The sequence below is a fragment of the Blastopirellula marina DSM 3645 genome, from assembly GCF_000153105.1.
Classification (GTDB): domain Bacteria; phylum Planctomycetota; class Planctomycetia; order Pirellulales; family Pirellulaceae; genus Blastopirellula; species Blastopirellula marina.
Genome location: NZ_CH672376.1, coordinates 4,055,283 through 4,068,484, shown reverse-complemented (window position 1 = coordinate 4,068,484; position 13,202 = coordinate 4,055,283). Strand labels below are relative to the sequence as shown.

Sequence of the window (13,202 nt, the reverse complement as noted above, 5' to 3'; positions counted from 1 at the left end):
GACGTCCAAGTCTACGAAGGAGCCGTGGACGTCTACTTGCATGCCTTCCAGGGAAACGTCTCGCAAGACAATCGCCTGAGTGCCGGCGAAGCGTATTCGTTTGACAAAACGAGCCGAGCGCTGCCGTTCGCTCCGGAACGATTTCTGCGCACCTTTCCCAAGACGCCTCGAAAGACCAAGACCGAGCTCGCATACAATCGCAGCGAAATCGAAATGATCCATGTCCGCCGTACAGCCCAACCGCCGGTCATTGACGGCAATCTGGAAGAGTGGGACCTATCCGAAGCGTTCACCGCGGCGTGGATCGAACCATAGCCCCCTTTATTGATGGGATCAACGGACTGCGTCGCTGTCGACTCAACTGAGCCGAATCCTTTCCGTAGGCGTCAGCATCGGAAAAGTTCTGCGACGTTCGTGACCGCAACGATTGCTGCAAATTTGCGCCTGCTTGCACGTCATGTCGGCAACTCTTACTGGAACATGACGCGCGACTCAGCAACGGATTCGCTTTTTCTATGCGCCGCTTTCCGTATCGGTTTCGCTGCTGCTCTCAAAATCCCATCTAGGGGAGTATTGCAGTCCGCCTATCGGCGTGGGCTAGGTTGCTAAGCTGCGCAACTAGTCCGTCCCAAATTGCAGGCAAGTTGGCCGACTGCAACAAAAACTATGGAATTATCGAAGATATCACGAAACATCGATGACCCCAAAAGTGTGGCTACTCAAGAATTGCGCAGAAACGCCCAACTTGCGATTGGCATGTAAAGTGCTTTAGCACTTTGCACCTCTCCTCTTTGATACGCCCATCTTGATCGGACGAAGTTCGATCAAGATCGATTCATCTTTTTTAAAGGGCCATGTCGATTTATGTCGCAATCTCATCAAAATCAAAAAGGCTTCACTCTGGTCGAACTGCTGGTCGTGATCGCGATCATCGGAGTCTTAATCGCGTTGCTTTTGCCGGCGGTGCAACAAGCGCGCGAAGCGGCGCGGCGGATGCACTGTAGTAACAACTTAAAACAGTTGGGACTAGCGCTGCACAACTATGTCGACACGCATGGCAAGCTGCCGGCGTCGAGCAGCGGATACGGCGGCTGCGTCGGGGACGCCGTGAACGGCGAGATCAAAAATGCCAATGGTCTCGTTGCGCTGCTCCCTTATGTCGAGCAACAGAACCTTTACGATCAATTCAACCACAAAGAAGCGTATTCGATCTCCAGCAGTCACCAGAAGGCGACCGGCACGATCGTGGGAGATCCGCTCACCAATGGAAACGCCGCGCTCGCCGGAACGGAGCTGCAAGCTTTCAATTGCCCTTCAGATAACAATCCCACCAAAGGGAGACTTGTCGGCGGAGCTTACGGCCCCGGCGGTTCTTTTTCAGGCGCCGCGACCAACTATGATTTCGTCGTCTACTGCTCGCTCGAATATTCTACCTGCAACAGCTACGTTACTCAGTCTAGTACTTCCAAGCGGATGTTTGGCGCCGACCACAATACCAAACTGGCGGATGTCGTCGATGGTCTGAGCAACACGTTCATGATGGGCGAAACGACCAAGTATCACGTCAACGGCGGCGCCTTCGCCTGGTCGTATCGCAGTTGGGTCATGACCGGCGTCGATCCTTATTACAACGGGACGAACGGCGGCATCAACATCTGGCACCAACCCCAGGTGGATCACCCCGCTTGGCAAAGCCCTCCGTTTGTTCCGATTCGAGGACGCGCTCGCAGCTGGTGGTGTGCGACGGCCAGTTTGCATCCCGGCGGATGTCACGTGGTGATGGGGGACGGATCCGTTCAGTTCATCCCTGAAACGATCGACAAAGCGACGCTGTTCAATCTGACGGCGATGGCCGACGGAAACGTCGCCAAGCTGCCTTAGAGTGCGCCGCTTGCAAGTCACATCATTACCAACGTTATCTTTAATCCTGGTAGGTGAAATTGATGTTTTGTCGATGGAAATTTAGTATCCTGCTTGTCTTGTTCGTGACCATCGGGTGCAGTGATCCTGGACCGCTGCGCCATTCCGCCAAGGGAACGCTCTTGCTCGACGGAGAGCCGCTGCCCTACAAGAGTCTTTACTTTTGGCCGATTGACGGAACGGTCGGTCAAGGCGCCGGCGGTTGCACCGATGGAGAAGGGAAGTTCAACTTGCATACCGTCGTCCCTGGCGCTTTGAGGGACTATCGTGGTTGCCAGCCTGGGCGCTATTGCGTGATCGTCGGTGAGCCGCTGTTACCAATCGGCGATACTTCCTCGGAAGCCAACATCCAAGGAGAAGTCGTCGACGGCGAAGGGCCCGCCGCCGCAGTCGCGATTGCCGAACCTACCCGCCGAAGCAAAGGCAAACCCAGCATCCCCGCGATTTACCAGTCGCAAAATACAACCCCGTTGATTGTCGAAGTCAGTGAAGAAGTTGAGTTCTACGAATTGACGATGGATTCAAAACCGAGAGCGTCGCTCACGGCGGTGCAGTACCATAAGCGAAACTAGGTCGCTGCGGCGAAACACCGCCACGAGTTCTATACTCCTGCGACTTCTGATAATTCAACAGGGCGGCTTCTCACGAGAAGTCGCCCTGCTTTCGTTCCTACTCTTTGAACGGACGAGCCAGAACGTTAGTCTGGCGGTTGTCCGTCGGCCGGCGAAGATGCGTTTTCAGCGACGGGGCAGTTGGTTTCGGCGGTTCTTTCGGCTATGACTGGGGACAAAATGCGGACGCAGCGGTCTTCTACGGCGGCTGGACGCCGCAACTTGTCGGAATCGAATTCTCCGCTTCGGCTTCACTTTCAGGGAAACATTGGATGCGTCATCAACCTATCGATTCGGGCCTGTTTGTCGAAAATCGAGCCAATCTGAAGCAGCTTTTACCTGCTAACTCGTTAGCGATCGTCCACGCCAACGACGTGCTGCCGACAAACGCCGATGGTACGTTCAAAAATTTTCCCAATACGGATTTGTTCTATCTATCAGGCGTTGAGCAGGAAGAGTCGATTCTATTGCTGTTTCCCGACTCGCCCGAGCCGGCGCAGCGTGAGATTTTGTTCGTTCGCGAGCCGATCGAAATCTTGGAAATCTGGGAAGGGCACAAGCTGTCGAAGGAAGAAGCGACCCAAGCTTCCGGCGTCACCACGATCAAATGGCTGAGCGAGTTTCCCGGAATCTTGCGCAACTGCATGTTGAGCGCAGAGCAAGTCTTTTTGAATCAAAACGAACACCGCCGCGCCGCCGCGATCGTACAAACGCGGGACGATCGGTTTGTGGAAGATTGCCAGCGCCAGTTTCCGCTGCATACCTATCGCCGCCTGGCGCCGCTGTTGCATCAATTGCGAGCGGTCAAATCGGATGCCGAAGTTGAATTGATCCGTCGCGCCTGCAGCATCACCAAGGGGGGATTCGAACGGCTGCTGAAGTTTGTGAAGCCCGGCGTCACCGAACATGAAGTGGAAGCGGAGCTCTGGCACGAGTTCATTCGTAATCGCGGCGCGTTCGCCTATTCGCCGATTATCGCGTCCGGCAAAAACGCGTGTGGATTGCACTACGTTCAGAACGACCAGATCTGTAACGATGGCGATATGTTGCTATTGGATGTCGCGTCTAACTACGCCAACTACAACTCGGACCTGACGCGCACAATTCCGGTCAATGGTCGCTTTACGTCGCGACAACGCGATGTCTATGACGCCGTATTAAGAGTGATGCGGGCCTCGATCGCAGGCGCCGTCGTCGGCAAGATGCATCGCGACTGGCATCACGAAGCGCAGTTGATGATGAACGAAGAACTCGTCCAGCTAGGCTTGCTGACCAAGGAAGATGTGGCCAAGCATACGCGGGAAGCGCCTGCCTGCAAAAAGTACTTCATGCATGGTCTAGGACATCCGATCGGGCTCGACGTGCATGATGTGGCGCCAACTAACGTCCCCTTCGCCGCCGGTTGGGTGCTGACGGTCGAGCCCGGCATCTACATCCCAGCAGAAGGCTTCGCCGTGCGGCTCGAGAACGACATTCTGATTACTGAAGCGGGGCCGATCGACCTGATGGACGATATCCCCGTGGAAGCGGATGAAATCGAAGCGCTGATGGCCGCAGCAGCGAAGTAATTTGGCCCTGACGCTCGTCCGGCCCTGATAGCTTTGCTATCGGGGCTGACGGGAGTCTCATTTTTCTCATCTATCCGCACGAGCCTCTTCTGTGTGCTGTCGGCTATCGCTAGCGAGTGAGCGCAGCGACCTCTCTCTCGCGTGATCAAGACCGTTCGAAATGGGCGATAAAGCCGCTCATTCGGGTCAGATGAATGTCCCCAACAAGGCGGAGTCTTAAGGCCTTTTAATGTAGACCAATATCGAGCGTAAATCCGCTATTTCCTAGGGTTTCGCGACGCGCTGCAAGGCAAACCGAAAGCGGAATAGCGCAGGCAAGCTGGTCAAGGTAGGGATTCTCTGGTCTGTGTTCAATCTTCTGCCGATAAGAATTTTGCCGGCTGTTTCTACGCCTATGCATGTGCGGTCAATAGCAATATTGCCGTGCGGGAGGGGGAAACGGAATTTTTCAGAAAATTTCGCCGGGTTGAGGAGCGCTGCTCCTTTCCAGTTCCAACGTGACGAACTGCAAGTACTTCCTATTCAGCAGATTTGCGACAATCGCAGGGTGTTCCATGATGCGACAGAACAACTTGGTGTGCTTCTTCAAGGCGATGCCCGAGAAGCATGTGATGACGAATTTGGCAGCTTTTCTCCTGCTGCTGATTCTGTCTGGTTGCTCCATCCCCTGTCTGCGCCGTGCTGAACAGGGGCCCATTATGCCGCCTGACTTCACCGGGCGAACCGACGCTGAGAACTCTGCCCACATGGGCATCGTTGAGTTTTTTGATGATCCAACGTTGGCCGAATTGCTGACCGTGGGGCTGGTCAACAACCAGGAGTTGAAGATCCGGAATCAAGAGATCCAGATCGCGAACAACGAGATCCTCGCTCGTCGCGGCGCCTATCTTCCGTTTATCACCGCCGGACTGTCGGGCGGAATGGAAAGAACGAGTAAGTTCACACCGCTGGGAGCTGCGGAAGAGCAACTCACCTATCCGGTGGGCGGGAAGTTTCCGGATCCTCTGACGAACACGCGAATCTCCGCCAATCTATTTTGGGAGCTCGATATTTGGCGGAAATTGCGGAATGCTCGGGATTCGGCGATGCAACGCTATATCGAAGCGATCGAAGCGCGAAATTACTTCGTCACCCAACTGGTTGCAGAGACCGCCAAGAGCTACTACGAGCTGGCGGCCCTCGACAAGCGACTTGTCTTCCTCAATCAAACGATCCAGCTGCAACAGCAAAGTCTAGAAGTCGCCCAGGCGCAAAAAGACGCCGCCCGCGGCACCGAGTTGGGCGTCCAGCGTTTTCTGGCCGAAGTTCGCAAGAACGAAAGTCAGTTGTTGATCGTCAAACAGGACATTATCGAGGTCGAGAACAGGATCAACTTCCTAGTCGGTCGATATCCGCAGCCGGTCGATCGTCAGGCGTGGGACTTCATCAGTCTCGACTCGAACATGCTGCAAGTCGGCGTACCGGCGCAGCTGCTCCGAAATCGCCGCGATATTATCGCCGCCGAACGCGAAGTGGCCGCTTCGGGACTCGACATTATGGTCGCTCGAGCGAACTTCTATCCTCGAGTTGCGATTTCGGCTGGCGTTGGCTTTGAGGCCTTCAATCCAAGATATCTGTTTGATCCGGGCGCCTTTATCGCGAACGCCATGGGAGACCTGGTCGCGCCGCTCATCAACAAGAAGGCGATTCAAGCCGACTACATGAACGCGAATGCCCGACAGTTGCAGGCGGTCTATAACTATCAACGCACGATCCTCAACGCGTTCACCGAGGTGGTGAACAGCATGGCCAAAGTAGAGAATTACCGCGACAGCGTCGCGCTGAAGCAGCAACAGGTAAGAGCACTCGAAGAGTCGGTCAACGTCGCGACCAATTTGTTCCAGGGAGCCCGAGCCGAATATGTCGACGTGTTGTTCTCGCAGCGTGATCTGCTGGAAGCCAGAACCGCTTTGATCGAAACCAAGCAGCAACAACTCTCGGCGATCGTCAGTGCTTATCAAGCGCTGGGCGGCGGCTTTTTGGTGACCAGCAGCGGCATGGAATTTACAGAACTCTTCTGCTTGCCGCCGCAAATTGATCTGGGCGAAGTCGTGACGCCGCCGGTTCCGGTCGATGCCGTCGGTCCGCCGACGCCGAATGACGAAAACCTGCCGGCCCCACCGATCCCGCCGGCGCCGGTCGGCGAAGCGATGCTGACGCCGACTTCGCTGGACGCGATCGAACAGCCGGGGCCGCGCGATATGCGACTGCAGCAACCTGTAACGCAAACCGCGCTGACGCTGCCGATCAGCGGTTCGGAGCGGGGCGCGCGGATTCCGACAGCGATCGAACCTGTCGCGACCCCGTTTGAATTGGGAAACCCGCTGCGGCGCTGATGCGGCCGAGACTCTCCTGACATTCCCACAACCGAGGGGGATGTCAGGTTCAGCGCCGTTTTCAACGGCAAAGCGGGTCGCAGGGGCGCCGCAAGGATTCGTTTCGAGCGATTCGATCCAAAAAAACCGACAGAACCTTCCCGCCGCGTTAGCCCTCCTTGACCTATGTAAAGGTGATGCTTAGATTTAACCATCTTCTGGCGGCGTAGCTCAGTCGGTTAGAGCAGCGGAATCATAATCCGCGTGTCGGGGGTTCGAATCCCTCCGCCGCTACTTCTAAGCTGTTTCTCAGCTAGAACTTACATCAAAACGGGTGATTTTCGGATCGCCCGTTTTTTTGTGCCTGGAACCCAAAGGGCTCCCAAAGTGGTCCCAGAGGGCTCCCGAGAGGTCAAAAACTCCAATCGGTAATTGGAGTCGATGATTCTTGAGCACGATTAGAACGCGTTCGGTAAGTTGCTACCCCATGACCGGCAACAGGTCATTTTCGGGAGTGAAGCAACGTGCCGTATCTACACAAACTAACCTGGGCGACTCATGCGAAGCGATGGCGGAAACGCTATCGGGGCGTGACGTACTATCTCAAGACTTCCTGCAGAGGAAAGAAGGACCGCCAAGGCTACGAAGCAGCGTTTCGAGAGTGGGAACGACTGAAGGCATTCGTTGACGGTTTGGGCCCGAATCCCTACACCGAAACCGGGGTCCTCATTCCAGAGGAACATCTTGCCAGCTTCGCCCCTGCCTACGCTCCATCGCCAGCCACGAGCCTGCCGCCAATTCAGGCGACAACAATAGCCATTAGCCGCAAGCTTCCAACTCCCTTGGCGGCGAAGTCGCCTGACCTGCCAGCCTGGATAGAATCAGTAGGTCTCGACGCTGGGCTTAATCCTGAATTGATTGCGAGCAATGACTCTGGCAATCCCTACGAAGGTGAACGCCGAATCTCTGCCTTGGCTGACTTCTGGCTCGCTCATCGCCACAAGCAAACCGAAAGAGGCGAACTCAGCCTAAAGCAATGGGCCGAAGACAAGACGAAGCTGGAAGTCTTTCGCAAGTTCCTGCGGGTCAACTACGCGGGGGTAGTGTTCATCGACCAGCTAGAACCGTCGATTCTCAATCGCTACCGTGACTTGCAATGGAACTTTGTAGACTGCGGGGGCGAATTCCAAATCAGCAAGGCGACGCTTAAGAAGCGTCTTGACTCTGTTGCCAAGTGGCTGACATGGCTGGTCGATCAGAACATTCTGAAAGAGCTACCCAAAGACTTGCGAACCTATGGCCGCGTGAAGCTCGACAAACCCAAGCCATTGTTCTGGACGGTTGACGAATGCAAGAGCCTAGCGACGAAAGCCAGCAAGCGGACCCGGCTTTATATCGCCTTGGCTCTCAATCTTGGATACACCCAAAAGGATATTGGCACGCTGGAAGCGGACATGATCGACTGGGATACGGGCATAGTCATTCGGGACCGTCACAAAACAGGGGTTCCCAGCAAGGGAAAACTCTGGCATTCTACGCTGAAGATGCTTCAAAAGCATCGGAATTCCGATCCGAAAGGCCCGCTATTGGTTGGAACCAATGGCCTACCGCTCTACACCGAAAAGGTAAATGACAAAGGGAATCTAATCGTCAATGATTCGGTTCGCTTGGCGTTCAACCAATTGAAGCAGACTAAGAAAGCCGGTTTCAAAGAAGACCCCAGAAGCTTCAAGCATCTTCGCAAGTCTGCCGCCAACGAAATTGAAAAGGCACGCCCAGAACTGACAGAGCTTTTCCTTGCTCACGCAGAAGCTGGCATGAAACGGCACTACGTGAGCCAACATTTCGAAGAGCTTTTTGCAGAGACTGACAAGCTGGAATCACTCTACGGCTTCTGACCCCACGGCATGACATTAGTAGTACTATTTTAATTGACTTTTGACATATTACTGTCATAATGAGTGATTCCACAATACTGGAGCACGTGGCATGTCAATGACAGTAAGCGTTCGGTTTCTGAAAAATCACAAAGCCATGTTTCCGCGAGTCTGGGAACTGTGCAACACGCTCGGCTACACTCAAGCAGAAGCAGCGGAAATCCTCACGAAAGAGGGCTTCAAGACGGAAAGGGGTGGCCCAATCAATCAACCTACCGTTTGTAGGTGCGTGGCACTTATCCGGCACCAAATCAAAGCTGGCCAATTCGGCACACATGCCGCAGCAGCGGCCATGGCCAAGCAGGCCCACGAAAACAGTAAAAGGCCCGAAACCCCAGAGGAAACGAGCCTTCGACTGTATAGAGAAGAGCAGGAGCAGATTGCTCGACAAGTGCATGCGATGATGCAACAGGACATGGGATTTTTGCCAGCCCCTGCCCAGCCAATCGCCCCCAAGCCTGTAGATGAAGGCGGCTATTTGTCTGAAGATTGGTTTGCATTTCAGGCACAGCTAGAGCAGGCAGAGGCAGCAAGCTAAAAAAACAGCCCCACCGAGGACCAACTCGGCAGGGCTTTTGATTCGACTGCGATTGCGTCAACAATCGCAAATCACATCCATGAATGAGGTAACGTCTCATGGACAATTCTATTGTATTCGATTCGCTTGATAGCTCAAACTCTCATGCATTATTTCCAGACAACTTACATGATGCCGAATCGTTTCAGAATTGTTTCGATATGGGCGGGCTAATCACCTATTGCCGCAACTCTCCAAGTCAATCGCTAGCAAAGAATTCTGCCCCAGCTTGGCAGGTCGCAAAGTTCGAGCAATTCGCAAGGGCTCGAAACCTATCTATTGCTGAAGCGTACTACGGCCTTGGAGAGAATGGCCATCGGGTTGGCCCAAAGTCTCGCCCCACGCTCCATCAGGCGATTGCCAACGCAAGGGCTACCGGCTTCCCTGTCGTGGCGTTTGAGTGGCGACGATTCGCAAGAGAGCCTTGGAAGTTGGCAAGGTTCGCTGACGTCAACTTCGTTGCCCTAGTTCCATTGGCTATCGACTCCAAACGATTGGACAGGATTTGCAAGGTAACCGCGAATGAGCACTATCGCGAAACCTCTCCTGAAATGCTTGGCGGACGCCCCAGAGACAGTAACGCCCCTTTCGCACTTCCTTTCATCATGGCGAACCTGGGGAAGCCCTGGACGACCATTGCCAAGCAGCTTGGGCCAGAGTGGAACGACAACAAAGCGAAACGGGTTTTCGGTCGCTACTTCACTTACGAAGACACGCTCAAAAGCCATTCGACAAAACTCCCTAGACAGTCTAAGAGGTCCTGTAGGTCAGAATGGTCTAGATGGTCCAAGTTGTCAGTACCGAGATACCTGCATAGCCGTTAGCTACATTCCTATTCCTCTATGGGATTAGTTTCTAAAAGAGATAAAAGCGGCCTCTCTGGCGATTTTTCGGCCCGACCTTGGAAGCATTCCAGTCACGCCAAAAGCAGGGTAAACTGGCTCCAATCAATTGGAGTTTCTACAACGAAACATGAGCGAGCGATGAATCGAAAAGAGCAGCAAGCTGAGTTGATTTACAAGCTAGGCCTATTACTTCGCCCGATTCAGGACATAGTCGACTACCCCGACCAGCAAACCCCTCAGACTATCGCTAGAGCAATGGCAAAGTATGCGGCAGATCGCGATTCGTTATTAACCGACGTTAGAAATTTCATGCAATCCGAACCGGGCCATTTCTACCTCTTCGAGTGGCAAACCTTCGACGACAGCCTTGGAAGCCTTGGACTTGAAATCAACAGAAACCGCAATGCCATCGATGGAATTCGAAGCATCCTAGATAAAAATCGACGACAAGCGTTGAACGCCATTCACCTGATTCCCACCGAAATAGAATCCGAAGTTTTCGAGGCGAACTCTCCCTTTCAAGCCTATTGCAAACTAAAGACATATTGCGAAACGACTCTCAGCAACTTTACTTGGGCTGATCCTTACATGGGGGCGAGTTTGTTCCATCGCTACCTAAACGACCTGCCCGATGCTGCAACCGTCACGTTAGTCACCAAAGACAGAGCCAACCAGCCTGAATACCAATCGTACCTAAATATCTCTCGCCTCTACGCCTCCGAACGCGGGCCAACAAAGTACCGATTGATTGTCGAGTCAAGCAACCATGACCGTTGGCTTAGATGCGATGACCAGCTTTATCATCTAGGAGGATCAGCGAAGGACGCGGGCCATAGAAGCCCCTTCACAATATCCAGCCTATCGCCGACGCCTGAGAACTTTCAGAAGTTAGACGAACTGATTAATTCCGGCACCGAATTGTTCGGGCCAAACACTCCAATTCACCAATAACCGCACTTATAACTGAATAACTCAAAAACGCCTGAAATTGCGACATTTGGGACGATTTGACATGTCTAAAATGTCTGCTTTTTGCAGATTAAAAAGTCCAAGCTCCAAACGTTTGGAGTCGAAAGTTAGCCGAGCAAACAGAATGAGCGATTGGGAGCGAATTCGAGAGGCGAGATCCGATTTGACGGACTACGTCATTCACCTTACGCGAAACTTTGTAATTGATGATGCGGGGCAAACGACGCATGAAAACGGCATGGCTCGCCTAAAACAAATTCTAAAATGCGGCTACCTAAAACCATCTGGAGCACGTCGCATCACGTACCAAGGAAATTCAACTTGGACTATACGCGGTAAGCACAAAGCAGTTTGTTTCACTGAGCAACCGCTAGAACAGATTCCAATTACACTTTCTAAATGCTCTGCATATACGGGCTATGGCATCGCCCTAAATAAGGTCGACCTTTTCAGGTATGGCGGGCGACCTGTAATCTATGGCGACAAAGAATGTTTTTACCGGCTCTCAGAGGACGACGAGTATCTGTGGGTTCAGTACCGCCCTATCCATTCCGGGGAAGATGGCTACCCAAACGATTTCACTTTTGAAAGAGAGTGGAGAAGCAGGGTGTTCAACAATCAGATGTCGATGTTGCAAAATCTGGTTGGACTCCCCATCCTTCTCCCGGATGATCTCAAGCGAGTGAGGGTGCGAGCAGTCCGAAACGGCAAAGTTTTATATCGGATCAGATTAAACCCGCTATTCCGAGTAATCGTTCGTCGTGATACTGAAGCAATAAGAATCAGCGAGTTCATTAAGAAGCTTGGAACAATCAGTCCTGAGTCAACCTATCTGAAGTACTACTACCGGGCACTCCAGAAGGCTCAGATTATTTCACTTGAGGAAGTAGAGCGAAAAATTGAAGACGGCAAGTGGGAATACTGCCACATTGAATGCCTTCCCTCTCCCAAGGAAAAGCGAATCCTTGCCCCTAAGTTCAACTTTTGCACTTTTACACGGCGATTGCGAGCGTATGTTCCAGGAGTTGTCTTACTTTTCGCGAGCCTGGGCCATTCAGCGCGAGTGACAAAACCTTTTGTCGCACGGTTTGCCGGCGGAGCGTGGCCAGCATGTCGGCGAAGGAAGCGTCGGCTTTAGACGTGTACCAGGGACAAGCCAGCGGTTGGTATTGGCGATGACCTGCGCGAGCGAACCACAGCACGACAAGCGAATACAACAACATCGCGACCGGGGCGGTGCGCTCGACCGAGCGGCGGCTCCAGCCTTGCGGTTCTTCGAAACCAAGCTGTTGCTTGCTATCGTGAAACGCGACTTCGATGCTCCACCTTTGAGCGTACCAAGCGATCACCTGCTCGGCTGTCGCTTCACAACGAGTCGAATAAAACGCTTGCGGTTTGCGGCCGCCGGTCAGCGGTTCGACTGCCACGACTCGTAGCGGTCGGTCGGGAGCGCTATGAACTCGTGCTTCGACATGGGCGACACGAGCCGTGTCGGTTCGCCCATAAATTTTGAATGACAATCGCCGGCAGCGCCCCTCCAGCATGGCCGCCGGCGTCGGCAACAGGTTGCCTCGCTTGCGTGGTCGGCCGTTGGTTCCCGGTTTTCTGACGGGCGGCGCCTCGTACAAACGAGCGTCCATCAGCAATCGGCTGGTCAAATCGCAATTCGGCGGTAAATTGTTCAGCACGCTTTGACCGCCGTAGGCGCTGTCGGCCACGGCATGAAAACGCCTGTTTTTCCGGTGGGAACAGAGCGTGCCGAGCATCTGCACCGCCAGTTCTGGTCGGGTCCGATAAACGCGGCGATGTTGGTTGGCCTTCGCCTTGTTCAGATACAAACGAAACAAAATCGGCAGGCAGTAATAATGTCCTGGACGAAAGGGCAACTCGACGATTACTCCCAGCACGACCCAGCTATGCCCCCAATTCATCACCGCCTTGCTGCGCGTTGAAATAAGCGGATCATGATGCATGCCGCAGCCGAAGATTTTCAAGCCGCGCTTGCGGGCCAACGTGTCATCCAACGCCAACAGGACGTCGCCATCGATCCACGGTTCGATCAAGTCGAACACCGCCAGACCGACGCGGTCGAGCGACCAGCGGGCGGCGCTGAACACGCGATGGTACGACGAAAAATGTTTGTCGGCCGAATCGCCCGCCGCGAGAATCATGCGTGTAACAGTCCGTCGACTGGCCAGCACCCACCCGGCCATCAGCGTCGCCAGACTCTCGAAGGTCGGAGTCGTCATCGCTTGGGCAAAGGGTTGCAAAAGGGCAGCAAATTCGGGTACAAGTTCCATTGTGAGCCTCCTTGCTCAAGTGCCTGGATGTGAGATACCCAAGCATCTTGACGGAGGCTCACGCTATTTCGGAAGAGCAATTCCAGAGGCGGTAAAAGTGCAAAAGTTGAACTAAGAATCC

General features: G+C 53.8%; 9 protein-coding genes and 1 tRNA gene. 9 read left to right on the top strand and 1 reads right to left on the bottom strand.

What is annotated here, in order from left to right; genetic code table 11:
• From DSM3645_RS30695 to DSM3645_RS18165, 9 genes are all read left to right on the top strand, one after another.
• Positions 1-315: hypothetical protein (locus DSM3645_RS30695; protein WP_002653747.1), on the top strand; the 315-nt coding region annotated here is incomplete at its 5' end.
• Between the two features lie 549 nt (positions 316-864).
• Positions 865-1,881 carry a DUF1559 domain-containing protein gene (locus tag DSM3645_RS18210; RefSeq protein WP_002653746.1) on the top strand — a complete coding sequence of 339 codons (1,017 nt, stop codon included), beginning with the start codon at positions 865-867 and terminating at the stop codon, positions 1,879-1,881.
• Between the two features lie 62 nt (positions 1,882-1,943).
• Positions 1,944-2,492 carry a hypothetical protein gene (locus DSM3645_RS18205; RefSeq protein WP_040351959.1) on the top strand — a complete coding sequence of 183 codons (549 nt, stop codon included), beginning with the start codon at positions 1,944-1,946 and terminating at the stop codon, positions 2,490-2,492.
• A gap of 311 nt (positions 2,493-2,803) precedes the next feature.
• Positions 2,804-4,099: an aminopeptidase P family protein gene (locus tag DSM3645_RS18200; protein ID WP_040352770.1), complete on the top strand. Its 1,296-nt coding sequence runs from the start codon at positions 2,804-2,806 to the stop codon at positions 4,097-4,099.
• A gap of 611 nt (positions 4,100-4,710) precedes the next feature.
• Entirely contained in the window at positions 4,711-6,474 is a 1,764-nt protein-coding gene (locus DSM3645_RS18190; protein ID WP_202594957.1) for a TolC family protein, read from the top strand.
• Positions 6,475-6,673: 199 nt separating this feature from the next.
• Positions 6,674-6,747 (top strand) — tRNA-Met (locus DSM3645_RS18185).
• 296 nt (positions 6,748-7,043) lie between these two features.
• Positions 7,044-8,351 (top strand): hypothetical protein, encoded by a 1,308-nt coding sequence (locus DSM3645_RS18180; protein WP_131282692.1) that lies wholly within the window; start codon positions 7,044-7,046, stop codon positions 8,349-8,351.
• A 91-nt stretch (positions 8,352-8,442) separates the two neighbouring features.
• Positions 8,443-8,928, top strand: a complete 486-nt coding sequence (locus DSM3645_RS18175) for a hypothetical protein (RefSeq protein ID WP_040351957.1) — start codon at positions 8,443-8,445, stop codon at positions 8,926-8,928.
• Positions 8,929-9,950: 1,022 nt separating this feature from the next.
• Positions 9,951-10,763: a hypothetical protein gene (locus DSM3645_RS18165; protein WP_002653738.1), complete on the top strand. Its 813-nt coding sequence runs from the start codon at positions 9,951-9,953 to the stop codon at positions 10,761-10,763.
• A 1,010-nt stretch (positions 10,764-11,773) separates the two neighbouring features.
• Here the strand turns inward: DSM3645_RS18165 and DSM3645_RS18160 are convergent.
• The gene (locus DSM3645_RS18160) at positions 11,774-13,081 is read right to left on the bottom strand and encodes an IS701 family transposase (protein WP_040351614.1); all 1,308 of its coding nucleotides are present in this window, start codon (positions 13,079-13,081) and stop codon (positions 11,774-11,776) included.
• Positions 13,082-13,202: the final 121 nt, after the last annotated feature.

What these genes read in the sequence shown, in the direction of transcription:
- DSM3645_RS18210 (WP_002653746.1), top strand. Translation starts at nt 865, where the DNA reads ATGTCGCAATCTCATCAAAATCAAAAAGGCTTCACTCTGGTCGAACTG.
- DSM3645_RS18205 (WP_040351959.1), top strand. Translation starts at nt 1,944, where the DNA reads ATGTTTTGTCGATGGAAATTTAGTATCCTGCTTGTCTTGTTCGTGACC.
- DSM3645_RS18200 (WP_040352770.1), top strand. Translation starts at nt 2,804, where the DNA reads ATGCGTCATCAACCTATCGATTCGGGCCTGTTTGTCGAAAATCGAGCC.
- DSM3645_RS18190 (WP_202594957.1), top strand. Translation starts at nt 4,711, where the DNA reads ATGACGAATTTGGCAGCTTTTCTCCTGCTGCTGATTCTGTCTGGTTGC.
- DSM3645_RS18175 (WP_040351957.1), top strand. Translation starts at nt 8,443, where the DNA reads ATGTCAATGACAGTAAGCGTTCGGTTTCTGAAAAATCACAAAGCCATG.
- DSM3645_RS18165 (WP_002653738.1), top strand. Translation starts at nt 9,951, where the DNA reads ATGAATCGAAAAGAGCAGCAAGCTGAGTTGATTTACAAGCTAGGCCTA.
- DSM3645_RS18160 (WP_040351614.1), bottom strand. Translation starts at nt 13,081, where the DNA reads ATGGAACTTGTACCCGAATTTGCTGCCCTTTTGCAACCCTTTGCCCAA.